Below are 21158 nucleotides of genomic sequence, written 5' to 3'. Positions count from 1 at the left end.
GGTCTCGATCCGTCCCGCCGTCCCGGGGCGAGAGGCAGCCCAGCGGGCCCGCGTACCCTGAATGGTCGGTGACCTGCCGCCTCGAAGGGGAGACGATGACCAAGCAGCCCGGCCGCGTCCCGGCCGCTGAGTCGGACGAACCGGCGGTCGACGCGGCCAGCGCCGGCAGTCGGCCGCTGCCCGCCCCCGGCGCCGCAGTGCTCGCGCTGCTGGCGCTCGGGTGGCTGGCCGCCATGCTCTGGTCCACCCGGGAGGCCATCACCTCGGCGGCGGCCGGGGTCACCGCGATCAGCCTCTCCGCGTTCGCCCTGCCCGGCGTGATCTCGGCCGCGCTGGTGGCCGGGGCGGCCGTCGCGCTGGCCGGTGGCAACCTGCTGGCCCGCCGGTACGGCGACTGGGCCACCCTGCGCTTCGCCGGGGCGATCGGCGGCGGAATGCTGGTCGGGCTCGCCGCCGCCGTGGCGATCAACCTCACCTACTTCGACACGTCCACCACCAACGTGGTCGCCGGCACCACGGCCGCCGCGGCGATCATCGGGGGCGCGCTGGCCGGCGCGCGGACCGCCCCGGCGATCGGTGCGGTGGTCACCGCCGCGCTCGGCACGCTGATCTTCGTGGTCGCGTTCAGCCGCGCCCGGGACCCGCTGTTCGACCTTTTCGGTGCCGGCGACAGCCAGGAATCGTTGATCAACGCGGCCAAGTGGGTGTCCCGCACCGAATCGCTCGTCGCCGGGCTGCTGGCCGGGCTACTGGCCTTCGGCTACCTGACCTGGGCACGACGTCGAGCCCTCCGTCGCGATTCCGAGGCCCCGGCGCTGCGCTGGCCGGCGTACCTGCTCGCCGGCGCCGGGCCGGGGCTCCTCCTGCTGCTCGCCGAAGTGATCATCCGGATCGGCGGCCGGTCGCTGCTCGACCTCGCCAGCGCGCTCAGCGAGGCGGACGCGGTGGCGCAGACCTCACTGGGCACCTCGCGGGTGGACAACGGCATCTGGGTGCTCTTCGTGGGGGCGCTGACCGCGCTCATCGCGTTCGGTCGCACGCTCAGCCCGGCCCACAGCGACGACGACGAACCGACCGACGGCCCGAGCCCGGTCGCGGACCAGGTCGACCCGGAGGACGACAAGCCGGGCTACGCCAAGGCGTTCGACGCGGACCCGACCGAGGCATCCGACGGCGACGCAGCTGAGGCGTTCGACGCGGACCGGGCAGAGACGAATCCCGCCAAGGCGGACCCGGCCCGCTGACGCCGGACCTGGGCCGGCGTCCGGCTCAGGCGCCCGGGTGTAGCAGCTGGTCCAGCTCCGTCACGTCGTACCACTCCAGCTCGTGGTCCTCGGCCCCGTCCACGGTGAACTGGGCGTCGGGGTCACCAGCGGCGGCCTCGGCCACCACGTCGGCCGCCGCACCGACCTCCTCGACCGCGTCCAAGCCGTCCACGTGGATGGCCGCGACGGCGCCCACCGGCACCGCGTCGGTCAACGTCACCGTGCTGGAGCCCAGCTCACCGTCACCGCGCCCAAGAGCACCCGACGGCAGGTCGACCGAGACGACGACGCGACGGCGGGGAGCGCTCGGGTCGGCCCGCAGCAGGTGCAGGGCGTCCTGGGCAGCCCGGGTGAATGCGACGTACTCCAACTCCTCCTCGTCGCCCTCGGCGTACCACTCGCGCAGCGCCGGGGTCACGGCGTGCGCCTGGTCGGCGGCCAGCCCTTCCTCGCGCAACCGGGCCAGCATCGGTACGGTCGCCGGCACGTACACCCGGACAAGCTCGTCGGTCACCGGTCGTCTCCCCGCGTCGTCCTCCACCGGCGGCCGCCGGCACGGGCGCAGATCATGCCGCACGCCGTGACCGTCATACACCCCGCCTCCGGCCGGAGGAAGTTCCCAGCCGGTGTGTCCCGCACGGTCGGCCTGCCACCGACCCGGTCCGGTGCTGGGCGACCGGGGCTGCCGGTGGCAAACTGAGCCAAACGACGTCAACCCCGGGAGTTTCCTGTGGAGCCAAGGTTCCTGCTGCTCTCCGACGTGGCCACCGAGCTGAACGTGTCGGACTCGCAGGTCTACCACATGGTGCGCAGCGGCGAACTGCCGGCGATCAAGATCGGCGGGCGCGGCCAGTGGCGCGTCGAGCGCGCTCGGCTGGAAGAGTACATAGCGCGCAAATACGACGAAACTGCAGACTGGGTGCAGAGCAACCCGCTGATCGACCGCGATCCCGAGTAGCAGCCCCGCCCGCCTGCCCGGAAGCCAGCCCTAACCTGCGGCCCTACCGGCTCACCTACCCCGGCCTGCCCGAGCTGCCCCGCTCGGCGCAGCCCGGCCCCCCAACCCGCCTGGCCCGCTCGGCCTGCCCGCCCGATCTGGCCCATCCGACCTGCCCGCTCGGCCTGGCCGCTCGGCCTGACCGCCCGGCCTGGCCGCCCGGCCTGGCCGCCCGGCCCACTCGGCCCCGGCTGCCTGGCCTGCCTGCCTGCCTGGCCCGCCTGCCCAGGCATGATCCACTCGGTTTTGCGGAAGTCGGGGCATTGAGGCCGCCGGGATACCGCGATTTCAAGGAACGCGAGTGGATCATGCGCTTTTTGGGCTGAGGCTGCCACGGAGCCATTGACCGAGGCCGTTCCGTCGCCCAGAATCGAGCTTGTCGGAGGCAAACGAAGGTAAACGCAAGATCAAGGGGGCCACGATGAGCGGAACGCAACCCGGTCCTTCCCGACCGCCCGTGCGGCTGCGTCCCGTCCCACCCTTCGACCCGCCGTACGTTGACGAGACCGACGGGTCGTACTGGCCGGCGCCCACCGACGGTCAACTGGCCCTCGACCTGTTCGCCTCCACCCGACCCAACCCGGTCCGGCCGCCGGAGCGGCGAGCCGCCCTGCGCCCGGTGCCGAACCGATCCGCCACCACCCACCCCATCGCGTCGTTGCCGCCGGCGACCACTCCGGAAACCACCCGAGCCGCGCACCGCTTCGTCGGCACCTGCCTGGAGGTGGTCAACGGCTACCGGTCACCAACCCAGGTGCGGGCGCTGCTCGACCCGGCCCGAGCGGGCGACCTGCTGACTGAACTCGCGCGAGCATCCGGTCGCGCCGGGACATCCCGCCGCCGCACCGGCCGACCACTGGTCCGGCTGCTCCGCCTCCGTGTCTGCGAGCCCCGGGAGGCCGCGGTGGAGGCCGCCGCCGTCCTCACCGGCGTGGGCGGCCGAAGTTGGGCGATGGCACTGCGTCTCGAGCATCGTCGGGGCCGCTGGCTCTGCACCGCCCTCCACGTGCTCTGACCGCGCATCGCCAGTCAGCGACGCAGCCACGCCAAAGCCAGCCCGAGCCCGGCCAACCACCCCACCCCGGGGGCAGACCAGGCCGAGCCAGACCAGGCCGAGCCAGGGCGAGCCGAGCCAGGCCAGACCAGGCGAGCCGAGCCAGGCCAGACCAGACCGGGCCAGACGGAGCCGAGCCCGACCAGGCCGAGCCAGGGGCAGGCCGAGCCAGGGGCAGGCCGAGCCAGGGGCAGGCCGAGCCAGGGGCAGGCCGAGCCAGACCGGATGATCCACTCTGGTTTCAGGAAAGCGGGCCATCCGACTTGCGGTGATGCCCCGCTTTCCTTGAAGGCGAGATGACCATGGATGCGGCGTCGCATCACCTGCGGAAACTCGCCGAGATGGGCCTACTACCGGGCGGCAGGGCTGGAAGACACCGACGGGCCCCGGCCTGGTCGGCCGGGACCCGTCGGTCAGACGCTGTCGGTACAGACGCTGTCGTCAGTTGCTCTCGGTGCAGCCGCTGTTGGTCAGTTGCCGCCGTTGGGGGCGCCGTGGCAGCGCTTGTACTTGCGGCCCGAGCCACACGGGCACGGCGCGTTGCGGGACGGGCCGTTGCTCGCCTCAGCCTGGTTCGGTGCCGGCCGACGGGCGGCGGCCGATGGAACGGCCGGGCCGCGCAGCCCGGAGGCCGGCCGCTGCGGAGCGGACGGCGCGCTCTGCCCCGGTGCCGCCGGGGCACCCGGAGCCGGTCGGCCCACACCGAGCGCCGGAGCCTGCTGCTCGGCCTGCTCGACGGCGACTGCGCCAGGGCTGGCGTCACCGTCGATGGTGGGCGCGGAGTATTGCAGGCCCTGCCGCCGCGGGGCCTGGTTGAGGCCCTTGGCCCGGATCTCCACCGGCTTGTCGAGCAGCGTGACCTCGTCGGCCCCCGCCTCCGGCTCCGGTTCGGTCACCTGGACGTCGACGTTGTAGAGGAAACCGACGGTCTCCTCCTTGATGCCGTCCATCATGGTGGCGAACATGTCGAAGCCCTCGCGCTGGTATTCCACCACCGGGTCGCGCTGGGCGTACGCCCGGAGGTTGATGCCCTCCTGGAGGTAGTCCATCTCGTAGAGGTGCTCGCGCCACTTACGGTCGATAACCTGAAGCAGGACCATCCGCTCCAGTTGCCGGACCCCCTCGGTGCCGAGCTGCTCCTCGCGCCGGTCGTACGCGGCGTTGGCGTCCTCCTTGAGGCGGGCGACCAGGAAGTCGGCGTCCATGCCGGCTCGGGAGCCGCCGGCCTCCTCCTCCAGCTCCTCGATCGTCAAACCGACCGGGTAGAGCTGCTTGAGGCTGGACCAGAGCTGCTCGAGGTCCCAGTCTTCGCCGTAGCCCTCGGAGGTGGCGCCCCGCACGTACGCCTCGACGGTGTCGTCGATCATGTTGCGGACCTGGTCGGAGAGGTCTTCACCGTTGAGCACCCGGAGCCGCTCCGCGTAGACGACCTGGCGCTGCTTGTTGAGCACCTCGTCGTACTTGAGCACGTTCTTGCGGATCTCGGCGTTCTGGCCCTCGATCTGGGCCTGGGCGCTCTTGATCTGCCGGGTGACCATCTTCGACTCGATGGGCACGTCCTCCGGGATGTTGAAGCGCTCCATCACCGCCTCGACCGCTCCGGCCCGGAACCGCCGCATCAGCTCGTCCTGGAGGGACAGGTAGAAACGGGACTCGCCCGGGTCGCCCTGCCGGCCGGCGCGACCGCGCAGCTGGTTGTCGATCCGCCGGGACTCGTGCCGCTCGGTGCCCAGCACGTAGAGGCCGCCGGCGGCCGAGACCTCTTCCGCCTCGGCGTCGCAGGCCTGCTTCCAGGTGGGAAGGACCTCTTCCATCGCCTTGGCGTACTCTTCCTCGTTCTCCAGCGGGTCGAGGCCGCGCTGGCGCAGCTCGTTCGCGGCGAGGAACTCGGGGTTGCCGCCGAGCAGGATGTCGGTGCCGCGGCCGGCCATGTTGGTGGCCACGGTGACCGCACCCTTACGCCCTGCCTGGGCGACGATCTCGGCCTCCCGCGCGTGGAACTTGGCGTTCAACACGTTGTGCGGGATGCCACGGCGGCGCAGCAGCTGGGAGAGGATCTCGGAGTTTTCCACCGAGACGGTGCCGACCAGCACCGGCTGGCCCATCTGGTGCCGCTCGGCGATGTCCTCGATGACCGCGTTGAACTTGGCCTTCTCCGTCTTGTAGATGACGTCGGGCCGGTCCTCGCGAACCATCGGGCGGTGGGTCGGGATCGTCACGACGCCGACCTTGTAGACCTTGTTAAACTCGCTCGCCTCGGTCTGGGCCGTACCGGTCATCCCGGACAGCTTCTCGTAGAGGCGGAAGTAGTTCTGGAGGGTGATCGTGGCCAGGGTCTGGTTCTCCTGCTTGATCTCCACCCCCTCCTTGGCCTCGATCGCCTGGTGCATGCCCTCGTTGTAGCGACGGCCGTGCAGGATGCGACCGGTGAACTCGTCGACGATCAGGACCTCACCGTCGCTGACGATGTAGTCCTTGTCGCGCTTGTAGAGCTCCTTGGCCTTGATGGCGTTGTTGAGGTAGCCGACCAGGGGGGTGTTGACCGACTCGTACAGGTTGTCGATGCCGAGCCGGTCCTCGACCTTGGCGACACCCCGCTCGGTCACCGCGATGGTGCGCTTGGAGTGGTCGACCTCGTAGTCGCCCTCGCCGTCGGTGCCGGGCTGGAGCCGGGCCACCACGCCGGCGAACTCGCCGTACCAGCGGGCCGAGTGCTCGGCCGGGCCGGAGATGATCAGCGGGGTGCGTGCCTCGTCGATCAGGATGGAGTCGACCTCGTCGACCACGGCGAAGTTGTGGCCGCGCTGGACCAGCTCCTCCTTCGACCAGGCCATGTTGTCGCGCAGGTAGTCGAAGCCGAACTCGTTGTTGGTGCCATAGGTGATGTCGCACTCGTAGGCGGCCTTGTGCTCACTGGCCGGCCGGTTGGGCAGCACCACGCCGACGGTCAGCCCGAGGAACTCGTGCACCCGACCCATCCACGCCGCGTCACGCTGGGCGAGGTAGTCGTTGACCGTGATCACGTGGACGCCCTTGCCGGAGAGCGCGTTGAGGTAGACGGCCATGACCGAGGTCAGCGTCTTGCCCTCACCGGTCTTCATCTCGGCGATGTTGCCGAAGTGCAGCGCCGCGCCGCCCATCACCTGGACGTCGTACGGGCGCTGGCCGAGCACCCTGGCAGCCGCCTCGCGGGCCACCGCGAACGCCTCCGGCAGCAGGTCATCGAGGGTTTCGCCCTCGTCGAGCCGCTCCCGGAACTGTTCGGTCATGCCGGCCAGTTCCTCGTCGGTGAGGTTGACGTAGTCGTCCTCGATCGAGCTGACGGCGGCGGCGATGGCCTTGAGCCGTCGCACCATGCGGCCCTCGCCCGCGTTAAGGACCTTTTCCAGAATCGACACGGATCAACGCTCCCCTAGACAGTCTCGAACCATCGTAGGCGCTCCATCGGCCCGATGGTCACTGGTGGCGGTGCTCGACCCCGCCGAACCCGACATAACTCGCGCCCTGCGCACGCTCCAAACGTTATCCGGTTACGCCGTCGGCGAACGCTACGGCAGGATGCACGAGTGGAGCCCGTGGAGATCATCGAGGACGGCGTGCTGCTGCGGCCCTGGCGGGAGGCGGACGCCGAGGCCGTACACCGCGCCTGCCAGGACCCGGACATTCAGCGCTGGACGACCGTGCCGCGCCCATATCGGCCGGAACACGCTCACGGTTTCGTCACCGAGGTGAGCGGGCGGGCCTGGGCGGAGGGCACCGGTGCCCCGTTCGCGGTCTGCGACCCGGCCACCGGTGAACTGCTCGGCTCGTGCGGGTTGATCTCCATCGACCAGGCCGGCACCGGTGAGGTGGGCTACTGGACCGCCCCATGGGCGCGCGGCCGGGGCGTGATGGTCCGGGCCACCCGGGCGGTTGCCCGCTGGTCCTTCGACATCCGTGGGCTTCGCCGGCTCATCTGGCAGGCCGAGGTGGGCAACCACGCCTCCCGGCTGGTGGCGCTCCGGGCCGGTTTCCGGATCGACGGCCGGTTGCGGCTGGCCGATCCGGCGCTGCACGGCGGCGCCGACGGCTGGATCGGCTCGCTGCTGCCAGGCGAGGTGCCCGCCGCCGGGTCGACCGGGCCGGCCGGGCCGGGCACCCTCGCCGCCCGGCGGGCCGCCGTCTTCGGCCGCCCGCAGCCCGTCCTGTTCGCCACGACCGGGGCGGGTGAGCTGCGTCTGCGGCCGATGGAGGAGCAGGACCTGGACGCCGTGGTGCACACCTGTCAGGACCCGGAGACCATCCGCTGGACGACGGTGCCGGACCCGTACGAGCGCGCCGACGCGCAGGGCTACCAGGCCCACAGCCGGGACGTGTGGGCGCGGGGGGATGCCGCCTGCTTCGTGATCGCCGATTCCGACGACCGGTACGTGGGCTCGCTCGACCTGCGGCTCTCCCCCGCCGACCCGCTCGTGGCCGACGTCGGCTTCATGACCGCACCGGCGGCCCGGGGCCGGGGCTTCCTGCCCGCCGCGCTGGTCGCGCTCAGCGCCTGGGGGTTCGGCACGTTGGGCCTGGCTCGGATCGAGTGGAAGGCGAATGTGGGCAACACCGCCTCCCGCCGGGCGGCGGAGAAGGCGGGATTCCTGGTCGAGGGGACCGCCCGGGGCGGTGTGCAGCACCGGGGCGAACGGGTGGACGTGTGGGTCGGGGCGCTTCTCGCCAAGGAGTTGGGATGACTCTGCGGCCGGTCGTCGAGGCGCACGGGGTGCGACTGCGCCCGTTTCGCCCCGAGGACAGCGCCGACGTGGTCGACGGCTGCGCCGACCCGCTGACTCAACGATTCCTGTCGAACCTGCCGACGCCGTACACCTGGACCGATGCCCGGTGGTGGATCGACGTCGGCGCCCCGGCGGCCTGGACCGGCGGCGGCGCGGCGTACGCCGTCGCGGACCCCACCACCGATCGGCTGCTCGGCGCGGTGGGGCTGAACAACCCGGTGCCCGCCCGGGGTCAGCTGGAGATCGGCTACTGGATGCGGCCGGCGGCGCGCGGGCGCGGACTGACCACCGCGGCGACTCGCGCGCTGAGCGAGCACGCGTTCGCCACCGGGGCGGCCCGACTGGAGTTGCTCACCGAACCGGAGAACGGCCCGAGCCAGCGGGTCGCGCTGGCCGCCGGCTTCCGCTACGAGGGTTTGCGCCGGTCGGCCGGTGCGTCCCGCGCGGGTCGCCACGATCTGCTGGCCTGGGTACGCGTCGCCGGTGATCCCCCCGGCCCGACCGCCCGGCTGCTGCCCGACCTGCCCGGCGGGGTGCTCACCGACCGGGTGGTGGCGCTGCGCCCGCTGGCGCCGGACGACGCCGCGCTGATGTACCGGCTGCACAGCCGACCCGAGGTGGTGGCGAACCAGGCGCCGCCGGTGCCGCCGACGCGCGAGGCGATGGAGCGGCGGTGTCGTCTCGCCCAGAGCGGATGGCTGACCGGCGAGATCGCCCGGCTGCTGATCACGGACGTGGCCAGCGGGGAGCCCGTGGGCAGTTGCGGCTTGTCGTACACCGATGTGGCCGCTGGCGAGGCGTCGGTCGGCTACGCGTTGCTGCCCGACTGGCGGGGGCGGGGGTACGCGACGCGGGCGGTCCGGCTGCTCGCCGGCTGGGCGTTCGGCTCGGCCGGTATCGCCCGGCTGTCGGCCGGCACGGTGCCGGACAACACCGCGTCGCACCGGGTGCTGGAGCGGGTCGGGTTCGAGCGCGAGGCCCTGCAACGTAGCCGGCTGCCCGGGCTGGCCGGCACCCGCCTGGACGACCTGACGTTCGCGCTGCTCCCGGCCGACCTCCATTGACCGGTCATGGAGTTGTGGTGGGCGTTCCCCACCACAACTCCATGACCGACGCGGGTCGGCTACCGGTCAGGTGGCGAGGGAGATGATGCCGTAGTCGTACGCGTGGCGCCGGTAGACGACGCTGGGGCGGCCGGACTCCTTGTCCTGGAAAAGGTAGAAGTCGTGGCCGACGAGTTCCATCTCGAACAGCGCGTCGTCGATGGTCATCGGCTCCGCCGGGTGCACCTTCTCCCGAGCGATGTGCCACGGCTGGTCGTCGTGCTCCTCTTCGACCCGCTCCGCGACCGCGGTGCCGGCGCGGGCGCCGTCGCTCGGCGCGCTCAGCGCGGGGGACACCAGGTCCGCGACGGGCAGGTTCGCGGTGGCCTCGGCGACGGAGATCGGCGCGTGCCGACCCCGGTGTACGCGGCGGCGGTCGGCCGCGCGGCGCAGCCGGGTGTCGAGCTTCGCGATGGCCGCGTCGAGCGCGCTGTAGAAGTCGTTCGTGCAGGCCTCGGCCCGAATCACCGGGCCTCGGGAAACGCAGGTGATCTCCACCCGCTGGCAGTGGTCGGCCTGGCGCGGATTGCGCTCGTGAAACAGCTCGACATCGACGCGAATAAGTTTGTGGTCGTAGCGTTCGATCTTTGCGAGTTTCTCGGCTACGTGTACCCGGTAATGGTCCGGCACTTCGACGTTTCGGCCCTTGACCACGATGTCCACGTGACCTCCCTTGTTCGGACGGTCTTCGATCCGGTTACCCGGCCGCGCGCCGTGGGGAGACCCGCTGGCGTCGACCGGTTGGTACGGCTACGCCTCCTCTCACCGCCAGGGGCGGCTGGAACGACCTCCTACCCCCGACAGCGAAACGCTAACTCTTGTTTGCCCGGCAGTCACCCCATGTTGCCGAGACGGCCCAGAATTTTCCGCAGCTCATACACCAACGGGTGAAACGGAAACACGATCGGTTACGACTGGTGTCTTTTCTCGGTCGCCGCGAGCACCGCGGCGACGCTTGGTGCCCATCCCGTCGCGGTCAGCACCCTGCTCGCGGCGGCGAGGGTCACACCGGTGGTGATGATGTCGTCGAGCAGCACCACGACCGGCGTCGCGCCCGCGGCACCGCCCCGCACCGGCCCCGTCGAGCGGGGCTGGAAGGCCGCCTCGGCCGCCGCCGCCCGCCCGGCGCTGTCCAGGGTGACCGAGTCCGGCCGGGGCAGCGCCCGCAGCGGACGGCGTACCCGCACCGCCCAACCGCCCCGCTCGAGTCGGGCCGCGCAGTGCCGGGCCAGCCGGTCGAGGTGGTCCCCGTAACGGGACCGGGCCGCCGCCGCGGTGTCCGGGACCGGCACCAACGCCAGCGGACGAGCCTCGCCGACGGCCGCCGCGACGACCTCGGCGAGCAGCGCGCCGAGCGGGCGGGCCAGCCCGTGTCGGCCGTGTTCCTTGTACGCCAGCAGCGCCTCCCGCAGCGGACCCGCGTACGGGCCGAGTGCGACGCAGGACGGCAGGCCCGGCGGGGCCGGGGTGGGGCGGACCGCCCGTGGCCGCAATTCGCCCAGCGCCGCGACGCAGGCCGGGCAGACCCCGTGCCGCAGACCGGGCCGGCGCTCCCGACAACCCGCGCAGTCGGCGGGCAGCACCAGGTCGGCGAGGTCCGCCCAGAGCCCACTCACCGGATCAGTAGAGGAAGAACGGCGCCGACGGGTTGCTCGGCCGGACACCGGCCGGCACCGGGGCGATGTCGCGTACCCGGGCGGGCTCGATCCGTTCGAACGGGCTGCTGCGGTAGGCCACCCCGTTCGCCTCGTACATGTAGGCCCCGCTGGGCACCCGCACGCTGGGGTTGGTCGGGTACGCGGTCAAGTGGTTGACCTTGGCGCCGAGGTCAGTCCGCAGCGGCGTCTCCAGGGCGCCGTCGACGCTGATCTCGTAGATCGCCGGCTGGCCGACCGACCCGGCCACCACCAGCTGATCTTCCCGGCCCCAGTCGACCGCCGTGGGGTTGGTCAGCGAGGTGACCAACTCTCGGGGCGGGCCGATGGAGACCCCACCGCCGTCGAGGTTGACCGCGGCGACGTAGAGCCGGCCGCCGGCGATCAGCGCGACCCGCCGGCCGTCCAACGCGGCGGCCACCGCGGTGACCTCGGCGGAGGGCAGGTTGAGCGGCACCGGATACATCCGGGCCATCTCGTCGAACCGGTAGAGCTGCCCGTCGGCCACCACCAGGCCGCGGCCGGGGCGCGAGTCGACCGTACGCAGCCAGACCGGCCGGCTGATCGAGGAGTACTCGGTGCCGCTGCGGCTCAGTACGGGTACCGGGTCGGCGCCCGTGCCCACGGCGAGTCGGTACCGGTTCTTGCTGCTGCCGGTGACCACCATCGCGGCGAGGACGCGCCGGTCCTTGGCCAGCCCGAGGCTGGCGGAGACGACGTTGCGGTTGGCCTCGGGTGCCAACGGCACCGTGCCGCTGAGCTCGCCTTCGAAGTCGAGCGGGCGGATCGCGCCGTCGTACACGCCGAACCGCTGTGGGCTGGCGGCCTGTGGGTAGAGCGCCTGGGCCTCTCGTCGCCCGCTCAGGTCCACCACGGGTTGCGCGTTGTTGCGGATCTTCAACTCCAGCTGGCCGGTCAGGTCGCCCAACGACCAGGCGATCTGCGTGATCAACTGGTCGATCCCGCTCTGGTCGTCACCGGACATGTCCAGGTTGACCTCCCACCGACCGTTCCCGCCGGTGGCGTTGTTGATCAGCTCGGTGCGGTCCGGCAAGCCGACCACTCCCGGGCGCAGCCAGTCGGAGGGACCGCCGACGAGCCATTTCACCACCTCGTTGACCTGCCGCTCGACCGGCACCGCCTGGGGCCGGTAGCGCTGGTCGGGCACCAGGCGGGTGCGGTCCGAACTCCAGAAGTAGATCGTCTCGTCCTGGTAATACTGGCGAAGGGCGGTGTCGCTGAGCAGCAGCACGTTGGGCGGGTTGATGATGTAGAGCCCAGCCCGGTCATCGTTGACGCCGCCATTGAACGACGCGCTGCGCAGGCCGAACTCGTACTCCGTCTCGGTCGCCACCGGCGGGGCCAGGGTGCCGTTGGCCCGCAGCAGACCGATCTGCTGCACGGTGATCTTCACGGTCGTGGTCGAGTCGCTGTTGAGGGTGTAGACCGCCTCCCGCAGCCGGACCACGTTCAGCGCGACCTCGCTGCCCTTCTTGTCCTGTAGGCGGATCTTGTCCTCCGGGGCGATGAACGCCTTGACCCGCTCGTACGCCCGATCCGGCTCGCCGGCGGCGGCGGACAGGAAGTTGCGGACGAACGCCTCGTTGACGCTGCCGCTGGCCGTCCGTGTCGGTGGCTCACTGCCCCGACTGATCACACCAGCCTCGGTCGCGGCACCGCCCTTGCCGTCCACCCGCACGTCGGATGCCGCCGGGATGCCGCAGCCGGCGCCCAGCAGCACCATCACGCCGAGGGTCCCAAGCAGAGTCGGCCGTCTCACGAGCGCACCTCCGTCCGCTGCCCGTCGCCGGCCGGAGCCGGGCCGATCGCCAGTGCCCCGCCGGTGCCGGGGCCGATGGCCAGTGGGCCACCGTCGCGGGGGCCGCCGAACGGCAGCGCGGCGTCGGCCGGCACCAGCCGCAGCGGCGAGGTGGTCAGCCGGTCGCCCGCGCGGGCCGGCAACGTGAGCCGGAACTGCGCACCCTGCCCGGGAGCGCCCCACGCCTCCAGCCAGCCGCCGTGCAGCCGAGCGTCCTCCAGGCTGATCGACAGGCCCAGCCCGGTGCCCCCGGTCTGCCGGGCCCGGGACGGGTCCGCCCGCCAGAACCGGTTGAACACCAACTTCTCCTCGCCCACCTTCAGCCCCACCCCGCGGTCGCGGACGGTGATCGCCACGGCGGTGTCGTCGATGCCGAGGGTGATCAGCACCGGGCGGGCCTCACCGTGCTCGACCGCGTTGCCGACCAGGTTGCGCAACACCCGCTCGACCCGGCGCGGGTCGACCTCGGCGATCACCGGCGTGCCCGGCAGATCAAGTTCGATCGGTACGCCCACCCGCTCGGCCAGGCCAGCCAGCCGGTCGACCACCCGGTGCACCACCGGCACCAGGTCGGTCGGCTCGGCATCCAGCATGGCGAAGCCCGCGTCGAAGCGACTGATCTCCAGCAGGTCGGTGAGCAGCTCCTCAAATCGATCCAGCTCGGCCTGGAGCAGCTCGGCGCTGCGGGCGACCGCCGGATCGAACTCGTCGCGCTCGGCGAAGATCAGGTCAGCGGCCATCCGGACCGTGGTCAGCGGGGTACGCAGCTCGTGGGAGACGTCGGAGGTGAAGCGGCGCTGTAGCCGGGACATCTCTTCCAGGCGCAGGATCTGTCGTTGCAGGTTGGTGGCCATCTGGTTGAACGACGCGGCGAGCAGGGCCAGGTCGTCCTCGCCGTTGACCACCATCCGCTGGTCGAGCAGGCCCGCGGAGAGCCGTTGGGCGGTCCGGGCGGCGACCCGGACCGGGTTGACCACCAGCCGGGTGACCAGCGCCGCGAGCAACCCGAGCAGGATCACCAGGGCGACCCCGGTGGCCACCACGGTCGCTCGGGCGTCGGCGGCGGTGACGTCCTGCCGACCCAGCGGCACCAGGTAGTAGAGCTCGATCTGGCCGAAGCGGGTGGGCACCGGCGAGCCGTAGACCAGGTACTTGGTGGTCTCGCCGGTGAGTCGCCCGGTGCGGATCTGGCTAGCCACCTTGCCGTCGGCGATCGCGGCCCGCAGCTCGGGGCTGATCAGCGACTGGACGTTCGCGGACGGAGAGGTGCGGGTCTGGATGTCGTTGGGGTAGTCGTCGGCGGTGATCGCCACCACCACGCCGCTGGTCTGCTGGGGGTCACCGCCGGCCAGGTAGTTGACCGTGCCGTCGATGGTCTCCTGGAGCTGCGCCTCCTGCGGCTGCCCGTAGAAGGAGACCTGCTTGGCCGCGTAGCTGGCACCGCTGGTCACCCGCTGCCGGACGTCGCTGCGAGCGCTGTCGAGCAGGATGGTGGTGATCTTGTCAGCGATCAGGAAGGCGAACCCGCCGACCAGCAGGCTGGACGCGACCAGCGTGATGGTCACGACCCGGACCTGGAGCGAGCGGCGCCAGGTCTGGTGCACCCGACCCACCACCCGGGCGACCCGACCGCTCACCGCACGCCAGAGCTCCCCGCCGGCGCTGGGCCGGCGGGTAGCCGTACTCGGGGAGGGTGGTGGCGGCGAGGTCGACACAGTGCGACCAGGCTATCCGGTCCCCGCCTTGTAGCCCACGCCCCGCACGGTGAGGATGATTTCCGGTCGCTCCGGGTCCGGCTCGATCTTGGCCCGCAACCGCTGGACGTGCACGTTGACCAGACGGGTGTCGGCCGCGTGCCGGTAGCCCCAGACCTGCTCGAGCAGCACCTCACGGGTGAAGACCTGACGTGGCTTGCGGGCGAGCGCGACCAGCAGGTCGAACTCCAGCGGCGTCAGCTTCACCTCCTCGTCGTTGCGGCTCACCGTGTGCGCGGGCACGTCGATGGTGATCTGGTTGTCGGGCGGCCCGATGGTGAGCATCTCGGGGGCCACGTCCTCGCCTCGGCGCAGTCGGGCCCGCATCCGGGCCACCAGCTCCTTGGGCTTGAACGGCTTGACCACGTAGTCGTCGGCGCCGGACTCCAGGCCGAGCACCACGTCGACGGTGTCGCTCTTGGCGGTCAGCATGACGATGGGCACGCCGGACTCCGCCCGGATCGACCGGGCGACGTCAATACCGCTCATACCGGGAAGCATCAGGTCAAGCAGCACGATATCGGGACGACTGTCGCGAAAAGCGGCCAACGCCCGCTCGCCGTCCGCCACAAACGAGGGCAGGAAACCCTCACTGCGCAGCACGATGCCGAGCATCTCGGCGAGCGCGGGGTCATCGTCGACCACCAGTACGCGGGCTCTCATGGGATTAATATTGCATCCTCATTCAGTTCGGTGGGACCGGCGTCCGCCGGTCACGCGTCGCGCCGCCGTCAAAACCGGTGACCGCGGTCCGCGGCGGCGGCGCCACGTGCTGCGGTGCCTGGCACAGGGGTGAACCGTGGGCCTGGCTGTCACCATGATCCCCCTTTGGCGCCGCCCGGCGCCACCACAGGCTGGACCGATCCGGCTGTCGCTATCCGGACGACGGTCAGCCGAACAGCCGAGCCCCCAGTGGCCCCGCCGTCGCGTACCCCGGGCGGGCAGGCGAACACCCCACCGGGAAGGTTCACGACAAGCCACCTGCGCCACTGCCGAGGACCGACGACCCGCCCCGGCAGCCCCCCGGCTGTGGCAGGATCCCCGCCGTGAGGGGATTCCTGCCGTGGTTGACGGTGCTGGCCGTGGTGCTGCTGCTCAGCGCGCTACGCCTGCGGCCACTGGCCACCGTGGTGTCGGTCGGCTGGTTGGTCTGGTGCGTCTGGACGTGGTTCCGGCCCGCCCGGCGCGGCCCCCGTTCGGACTGACCCCACCGGGCCGGCGGCAAAGCCGCTGAGCCCGCCGAGCCGGCGGCGGAGACGACGAACCGGGCCGGCTGCGAACAGCCGACCCGGTCCGGAGATGTCGATCAGTAGCGGTAGTGATCCGGCTTGAACGGACCCTCCGTGGAGACGCCGAGGTAGGCGGCCTGCTCCTTGGTCAGCGTGCTCAGCTTGGCGCCGAGCGCGCCGAGGTGCAGCCGGGCCACCTTCTCGTCCAGGTGCTTGGGCAGCACGTAGACGCCGATCGGGTACTCCTCGGTCTTGGTGAAGAGTTCGATCTGGGCGATCGTCTGGTTGGCGAACGAGTTCGACATCACGAAGCTCGGGTGCCCGGTCGCGTTGCCCAGGTTCAGCAGGCGGCCCTCGGAGAGCACGATGATGGCGTGCCCGTCGGCGAAGCGCCACAGGTCGACCTGCGGCTTGATGTTGACCCGCTCGACGTCGGAACGCTTGGCCAGCCCGGCCATGTCGATCTCGTTGTCGAAGTGGCCGATGTTGCCGACGATGGCCTGGTGCTTCATCCGGGCCATGTGCTCGTTGGTGATGACGTCGAAGCAGCCGGTGGCGGTGATGAAGATGTCGGCCTGCTCGACCACGTCGTCCAGGGTGGCGACCTGGTAGCCGTCCATCGCGGCCTGCAACGCGCAGATCGGGTCCACCTCGGTCACCACGACCCGGGCGCCCTGGCCGCGCAGCGACTCGGCGCAGCCCTTGCCCACGTCGCCGTAGCCCATCACGACCGCCATCTTGCCGCCGATCAGCACGTCGGTGGCGCGGTTGATGCCGTCGATGAGCGAGTGCCGGCAGCCGTACTTGTTGTCGAACTTGCTCTTGGTCACCGAGTCGTTGACGTTGATGGCCGGGAAGAGCAGGGTGCCCGCCCGGTGCATCTCGTAGAGCCGGTGGACACCGGTGGTGGTCTCCTCGGTCACGCCCTTGATGCCGGCGGAGATCCGGGTCCAGCGCTGGCCGTCCTCGCCGAGCGAGCGGTGCAGCAGCTCGAGGATGACCGCGTACTCCTCGGAGTCGGCGGACTCGACCGGCGGAACCGCCCCGGCCCGCTCGAACTCGGCACCCTTGTGTACGAGCAGGGTGGCGTCGCCGCCGTCGTCGAGGATCATGTTGGGGCCCTGCCCGTCCGGCCAGGCGAGCACCTGCTCGGTGCACCACCAGTATTCCGGCAGGGTCTCGCCCTTCCAGGCGTACACCGGAACCCCGGCGGGAGCCTCGGGGGTGCCGTTCGGGCCGACGACGATCGCCGCGGCGGCGTGGTCCTGGGTGGAGAAGATGTTGCAGGACGCCCAGCGCACCTGCGCGCCGAGCGCGACCAGCGTCTCGATCAGGACGGCGGTCTGGATGGTCATGTGCAGGGAGCCGGTGATCCGCGCGCCGGCGAGCGGCTGCGCCTCGGCGAACTCCCGACGGATCGCCATCAGGCCGGGCATCTCGTGCTCGGCGAGCTGGATCTCTTTACGCCCGAACTCGGCGAGCGACAGATCCGCCACCTTGAAGTCGCCGTCGGCGAGCGTGCTCGGCCGGGCCTCGGACGGCGTGCCGCTGGCGGACGCCGGGAGGGTGCTGGTCATGAAAGCTCCTGTCGAACGATGTCTGCGCCGACCCTCCACCTTACGCGCGTCGGCGACGGGCATCAGGCACGGTCCGCGGACAGCGCACGGGGCGGTCGGTGATGGACGGACCTTCCCGCCCACGTCCCGCCCGCCCCGTGCATCCCCCCGGTTTGGTTCCCCCGCACGTTCTCGGACCGTCGTCGCGATAACGCTGCGTACTCATAGAGTCACACTCAGGCAAGGTGACGTCAAGCTATTCCGGGAAAGTCGGACTTGTGTCGTTCTCCCCGCGCGAGTCAGCGCAGCCCGGACGTCGCCACGAACGCCACACCAGCGCCGTCGACCCGCAGCGGCGCGTCGGACGACGTACCGATCGCCGCCTCGCCGGACGCCAGCGTCAACGCACCGGCACCGTCGTCCACCGTGATCGAGCCGCCAGCGCAGAGCACCACCCGGGGGCCGGGCAGCGACAGCGTCACCGAGGGCACCGCCGCGTCGACCCGCACCCGGTGCAGCGCGAAATCGTCCACCGGCACGGGCCACCAGTCCACACCCGGGCCGACCGGCTGCGCGGCCCGCACCGGATCGTCGAGCACCTCGAAGCGCAAGACCCGCAACAACTCGTCGACGTCCACCCGCTTCGGGGTCAGGCCGCCGCGTAGCACGTTGTCGCTGGCCGCCATGATCTCCACTCCGCAGCCGCTCAGGTAGGCGTGCAGGTTGCCGGCGGGCATCCAGATCCCCTCCCCCGGCACCAGCCGCACGTGGTGCAGCAGCAGCGCGACCAGCGCACCCGGATCCCCCGGATACGCCTTGGCCAGCCGGCGGGTCAGCTCCGCGTCCGGACCGTCGACCGGCGCTGTCAGCACGGCAGCCAGCAGGTCGTGACGCTTGGCGACCGGCCAGCCGAGCAGCGTCCGCACCGCCGTCCGCAGCCCCGCCGGCCCGGTCCGCAATGCGGCGACCACCGGCGCCAACGCCGGTACGCCGAACGCGGCGAGCGCATCGGCCGACTCCGCCGGATCCCGGAACCCGCACAGCGCCTCGAACGGGGTGAGCGCGACCAGCAACTCCGGCTTGTGGTGCGGGTCGGAGTAGTTGCGCGGCCCCTCCGGACGCCCCGCCTCCGCCGCGTAGCCGGCCTGCGCCTGCTCGGCGTCCGGGTGGGCCTGCAAACTCAGCGGAGCATCGGCGGCGAGCACCTTGAGCAGGAACGGCAGCCGGCTACCGAACCGCTCGGACACCCGCTGGCCGAGCCACTGCCCTGGTTCGTCCCGCACCAGGTCACAGAGGCTCACCCGCAGACCGGCGCGATCCACGTGAGCCGGGGCGCCCGGGTGGGCCCCCAACCACAGCTCCGCCTCCGGGCCCGCGCTGGGCACCGGCCGCCCCTGGAGGAGGGCGATGGCCGAGCGGGAGCCCCAGGCGTAGTCCCGGATCGGCCCGTACAGTGGCTCCACCCGTCAGCCCCCGGGCCGCCCGGCCGCCTCATCCGACGCGTCCTGCGGCTGGGGTACGGCGGTGGGGGCGGCGGCACCCGTGCCGGCCTCGGCGGCAGCCGCGCTGTACACGTCCGGCTCCAGATAGATCACCCGGGCGATCGGCACCGCGGCGCGAATCCGCGCCTCCACGGCGTTGATGCCGCGCGCCAGGTCGCGGGCGCTCTCCCACTCCGGAACGGCGATCTTCGCGGCCACCATCAGCTCTTCCGGGCCCAGGTAGAGCGTCTTCATGTGGATGATCCGCTCCACCTCGGGGCCTTCGGTGACGGCCCGCTCGATGGCGGCCACGTCGGACGCCTCAGCACCCTCACCGAGCAGCAGGCTCTTCGTCTCGATGGCCAGCACCACGGCGATGACGACCAGCAGGATGCCGATCATCGCGGTGCCGGCGGCGTCCCACTCGCCGTTGCCGGTGATCAGCGTCATGGTGACACCGAACAGCGCGAACACCAGACCGACCAGCGCGCCGAGGTCCTCCAGGAGCACCACCGGCAGCTCCGGTGCCTTGGCCCGCCGGATGAAGTGCACCCAGGACTGGTTGCCCCGGACGTGGTTGGACTCCTTGATGGCCGTCCGGAAGGAGAACGACTCCATGATGATCGCCGACACCAGCACGACCACCGGCAGCCAGTGCCAGGACTCGATGCCGCCCTTGTGATGCCACTTGTGGTACGCCTCGTAGAGCGCGAACAAGCCACCGATGCTGAACAGCACGATGGACACGATGAACGCGTAGATGTAGCGCTCCCGGCCGTACCCGAACGGGTGTTCCGGGGTGGCCGCGCGCTTGGCCCGCTTGCCGCCGAGCAGCAGGAGGCCCTGGTTGCCGGAGTCGGCGACCGAGTGGACCGACTCGGCCAGCATCGACGACGACCCGGAGAGCAGGAACGCGATGAACTTGGTGACGGCGATGCCGATGTTGGCCAGCAGGGCGGCGACAATCGCCTTCGTCCCACCGTTGGCGCTCATGCCACCGCTCCGCTTCGCCGCACGAAGCCGCCCGGTCCGCGCATGACGCGCCGCCCCCTACGTCCGTTCACTGGTTCGACAGCTCCTTCATCTCGGTGATGGCCGGAACGGCCATCGGGTCCAAACCATGGGCCAGAGCAAGGTAGATCGAGGCGAAATCCGGAACGGCGATCAGCGACGCCAGTCGCTCCAGTGCGGAACCGCCCTCGGCGGTCACCACATCACATCGCACGCCACGACGCTCCGCGAGGGTCTGCACCGCGTCCGCACGGCGCTCCTCGACGGCGAGCGGCTCGTCGGTGTCGTCCTCGGCGTTGAGCCCGCCGTCGCGCAGCAGCACCAGCCGCAGCCGGGTGCCCTCGCCGTCGTCCTCGGCCGGGTCGGCGAAGATGTCCCGCTCCCCCTCGGCCAGACCGCCGAAGACGCCGTCGAGCAACCCGACGCGACCCCGCCCGGCCTCACCCAGCGCCCCGGTGACCACCGGGTAGCGGGCGTTGGCCGACAGCGTGTCGCCGAACCGGCGGGCCGCCACCGTGGCCAGCGGGGACGAGCCCCAGACGATCGGGATCGAGCCGGCCAGACCCAGCGCCAGTGACTTCGCCGGGTTGACGAAGGACTCGGCGGCGGACCGGCAGCGATCGGCGTCCGCGTCCAGCCGGGCCGCGGTCTCCGCCAGGTCCGCCTCGTTGACCTTCACGAGCCCGAGGGAACGGGCGGCGAGCAGGACCGGCACGGTGAGCGCCCAGAGGCTGGCCCGGGCCGGGGCACGCCGGGGCACCGGGATGAACGGCGCCCGGGCCTGCTCGGCGATCGACTGCAACTGCGAGTCCGGGGCGCCCACGGCGACGAGTCGGGCACCACGCCGGTGGGCCGCCTCGGCGGCGCCGAGCGCCTCCGGGCTACGTCCGGACGCGCTCACCGCGATCACCACGTCGGCCGCGCCCACCCAACCGGGTACGCCAGCGGAGCGGTGCCCGATGATCGGGACCGGGCAGCGCGGCCCGGCGACCGTGGCCAGCACGTCCCCGGTACGCCCGGCGGTGCCGATGCCGGCGATCACGACGGCTCGGGGCCGCCCGTCGTCGGCGAGCACCGCCAGGTTCGCCTCGGCCGCCAGTGCGGCGCTCTCCCGAACCTGCGCACCGGCGGAGGCGGTGTGCCGGAGCATGCCGCCCGGGTCGGCCTCGGCCAACGCCTGCGGGTTGTCGAGCAGGGCCTCGTCGGCGTCACGACGCCCGCTGACCCCGGCCGTACCGTCGATCATGAGGACTGCCCGGGGCCGCCGCGCGCCTCGTCGAGAAGCAGCACCGGCACGTCGTCGCGGACCTCGAAGATCCGGCCGCACTCCGTGCAGGTCAACGTCTGCGCCTCGGCGTCATAGGTGAGCGGGGCGTGGTGCGTGTCCGGACAGGCAAGGATCTCGAGCAACTGCGGATCCAGGGCCATGGCACGGCTCCTTCCACGTGTGCGGCTTGACCGACGGCGGTGCCGA

At 71.6% G+C, this 21158-nt stretch carries 18 protein-coding genes; 6 read left to right on the top strand and 12 right to left on the bottom strand.

What is annotated here, in order from left to right:
* Nucleotides 1–95 precede the first annotated feature (95 nt).
* A complete protein-coding gene (locus AC5L30_RS17165; protein WP_494868376.1) occupies nucleotides 96–1244 on the top strand; it encodes a hypothetical protein in 1149 nt (382 codons plus the stop codon).
* Nucleotides 1245–1269: 25 nt separating this feature from the next.
* Here AC5L30_RS17165 and AC5L30_RS17160 read toward each other — a convergent pair whose 3' ends face one another.
* A complete protein-coding gene (locus AC5L30_RS17160) occupies nucleotides 1270–1779 on the bottom strand; it encodes a DUF6912 family protein (RefSeq protein ID WP_494868374.1) in 510 nt (169 codons plus the stop codon).
* A gap of 216 nt (nucleotides 1780–1995) precedes the next feature.
* On the opposite strand from AC5L30_RS17160, the gene AC5L30_RS17155 reads away from it, so the two are divergent.
* Together AC5L30_RS17155 and AC5L30_RS17150 are read left to right on the top strand one after the other, a co-directional pair.
* On the top strand, nucleotides 1996–2223 hold the full coding sequence (locus AC5L30_RS17155; RefSeq protein ID WP_130407536.1) for a helix-turn-helix domain-containing protein: 228 nt from the start codon (nucleotides 1996–1998) through the stop codon (nucleotides 2221–2223).
* A 460-nt stretch (nucleotides 2224–2683) separates the two neighbouring features.
* Nucleotides 2684–3277, top strand: a complete 594-nt coding sequence (locus AC5L30_RS17150; protein ID WP_494868372.1) for an Rv3235 family protein — start codon at nucleotides 2684–2686, stop codon at nucleotides 3275–3277.
* A 509-nt stretch (nucleotides 3278–3786) separates the two neighbouring features.
* Here AC5L30_RS17150 and secA read toward each other — a convergent pair.
* Nucleotides 3787–6714: a preprotein translocase subunit SecA gene (gene secA, locus AC5L30_RS17145; protein WP_494868370.1), complete on the bottom strand. Its 2928-nt coding sequence runs from the start codon at nucleotides 6712–6714 to the stop codon at nucleotides 3787–3789.
* 168 nt (nucleotides 6715–6882) lie between these two features.
* Here secA and AC5L30_RS17140 point away from each other — a divergent pair, with 168 nt between their 5' ends.
* Both AC5L30_RS17140 and AC5L30_RS17135 read left to right on the top strand, forming a co-directional pair.
* Nucleotides 6883–8034 (top strand): GNAT family N-acetyltransferase, encoded by a 1152-nt coding sequence (locus AC5L30_RS17140; protein ID WP_494868368.1) that lies wholly within the window; start codon nucleotides 6883–6885, stop codon nucleotides 8032–8034.
* Nucleotides 8031–9140, top strand: a complete 1110-nt coding sequence (locus AC5L30_RS17135; protein ID WP_494868366.1) for a GNAT family N-acetyltransferase — start codon at nucleotides 8031–8033, stop codon at nucleotides 9138–9140. Before AC5L30_RS17140 ends, AC5L30_RS17135 begins: the two co-directional genes overlap by 4 nt.
* Before the next feature lie 66 nt (nucleotides 9141–9206).
* Here AC5L30_RS17135 and hpf read toward each other — a convergent pair whose 3' ends face one another.
* The 5 genes from hpf to mtrA form a co-directional block, all read right to left on the bottom strand.
* Complete coding sequence (hpf, locus tag AC5L30_RS17130; protein ID WP_494868364.1) at nucleotides 9207–9842, bottom strand: ribosome hibernation-promoting factor, HPF/YfiA family; 636 nt, start codon at nucleotides 9840–9842, stop codon at nucleotides 9207–9209.
* Between the two features lie 245 nt (nucleotides 9843–10087).
* A complete protein-coding gene (locus AC5L30_RS17125) occupies nucleotides 10088–10795 on the bottom strand; it encodes a ComF family protein (RefSeq protein ID WP_494868363.1) in 708 nt (235 codons plus the stop codon).
* Nucleotides 10796–10799: 4 nt separating this feature from the next.
* Nucleotides 10800–12578 carry an LpqB family beta-propeller domain-containing protein gene (locus AC5L30_RS17120; protein WP_494868597.1) on the bottom strand — a complete coding sequence of 593 codons (1779 nt, stop codon included), beginning with the start codon at nucleotides 12576–12578 and terminating at the stop codon, nucleotides 10800–10802.
* Between the two features lie 32 nt (nucleotides 12579–12610).
* Nucleotides 12611–14368, bottom strand: coding sequence for an MtrAB system histidine kinase MtrB (mtrB, locus tag AC5L30_RS17115; RefSeq protein WP_494868362.1), 1758 nt, complete (start codon nucleotides 14366–14368; stop codon nucleotides 12611–12613).
* Between the two features lie 12 nt (nucleotides 14369–14380).
* Complete coding sequence (mtrA, locus tag AC5L30_RS17110) at nucleotides 14381–15070, bottom strand: MtrAB system response regulator MtrA (RefSeq protein ID WP_030331519.1); 690 nt, start codon at nucleotides 15068–15070, stop codon at nucleotides 14381–14383.
* 383 nt (nucleotides 15071–15453) lie between these two features.
* On the opposite strand from mtrA, the gene AC5L30_RS17105 reads away from it, so the two are divergent.
* The gene (locus tag AC5L30_RS17105; protein ID WP_494868360.1) at nucleotides 15454–15612 is read left to right on the top strand and encodes a hypothetical protein; all 159 of its coding nucleotides are present in this window, start codon (nucleotides 15454–15456) and stop codon (nucleotides 15610–15612) included.
* Between the two features lie 101 nt (nucleotides 15613–15713).
* On the opposite strand, the gene ahcY is transcribed toward AC5L30_RS17105, so the two are convergent.
* From ahcY to AC5L30_RS17080, 5 genes are all read right to left on the bottom strand, one after another.
* Nucleotides 15714–17213, bottom strand: a complete 1500-nt coding sequence (gene ahcY, locus AC5L30_RS17100) for an adenosylhomocysteinase (RefSeq protein WP_494868359.1) — start codon at nucleotides 17211–17213, stop codon at nucleotides 15714–15716.
* Between the two features lie 278 nt (nucleotides 17214–17491).
* The gene (gene manA / locus AC5L30_RS17095; RefSeq protein ID WP_494868357.1) at nucleotides 17492–18655 is read right to left on the bottom strand and encodes a mannose-6-phosphate isomerase, class I; all 1164 of its coding nucleotides are present in this window, start codon (nucleotides 18653–18655) and stop codon (nucleotides 17492–17494) included.
* Between the two features lie 3 nt (nucleotides 18656–18658).
* Complete coding sequence (locus AC5L30_RS17090; protein WP_494868355.1) at nucleotides 18659–19666, bottom strand: cation diffusion facilitator family transporter; 1008 nt, start codon at nucleotides 19664–19666, stop codon at nucleotides 18659–18661.
* Between the two features lie 67 nt (nucleotides 19667–19733).
* Complete coding sequence (locus AC5L30_RS17085; protein ID WP_091394020.1) at nucleotides 19734–20930, bottom strand: SIS domain-containing protein; 1197 nt, start codon at nucleotides 20928–20930, stop codon at nucleotides 19734–19736.
* Nucleotides 20927–21112: a Trm112 family protein gene (locus AC5L30_RS17080; protein ID WP_091394023.1), complete on the bottom strand. Its 186-nt coding sequence runs from the start codon at nucleotides 21110–21112 to the stop codon at nucleotides 20927–20929. The genes AC5L30_RS17085 and AC5L30_RS17080 overlap by 4 nt, the downstream gene beginning before the upstream one ends.
* Between the last annotated feature and the right edge of the window lie 46 nt (nucleotides 21113–21158).

Source organism: Micromonospora sp. BQ32 (assembly GCF_059358895.1).
The sequence above is the reverse complement of the archived record's forward strand: the minus strand, read 5'-3'. Positions and strand labels throughout refer to the sequence as shown.

Coding starts and splice junctions, on each gene's coding strand:
- AC5L30_RS17165 (WP_494868376.1), top strand. CDS start 96: ATGACCAAGCAGCCCGGCCGCGTCCCGGCCGCTGAGTCGGACGAACCG.
- AC5L30_RS17150 (WP_494868372.1), top strand. CDS start 2,684: ATGAGCGGAACGCAACCCGGTCCTTCCCGACCGCCCGTGCGGCTGCGT.
- AC5L30_RS17135 (WP_494868366.1), top strand. CDS start 8,031: ATGACTCTGCGGCCGGTCGTCGAGGCGCACGGGGTGCGACTGCGCCCG.
- AC5L30_RS17120 (WP_494868597.1), bottom strand. CDS start 12,578: ATGGTGCTGCTGGGCGCCGGCTGCGGCATCCCGGCGGCATCCGACGTG.
- mtrA (WP_030331519.1), bottom strand. CDS start 15,070: ATGAGAGCCCGCGTACTGGTGGTCGACGATGACCCCGCGCTCGCCGAG.
- ahcY (WP_494868359.1), bottom strand. CDS start 17,213: ATGACCAGCACCCTCCCGGCGTCCGCCAGCGGCACGCCGTCCGAGGCC.
- AC5L30_RS17090 (WP_494868355.1), bottom strand. CDS start 19,666: ATGAGCGCCAACGGTGGGACGAAGGCGATTGTCGCCGCCCTGCTGGCC.
- AC5L30_RS17085 (WP_091394020.1), bottom strand. CDS start 20,930: ATGATCGACGGTACGGCCGGGGTCAGCGGGCGTCGTGACGCCGACGAG.
- AC5L30_RS17080 (WP_091394023.1), bottom strand. CDS start 21,112: ATGGCCCTGGATCCGCAGTTGCTCGAGATCCTTGCCTGTCCGGACACG.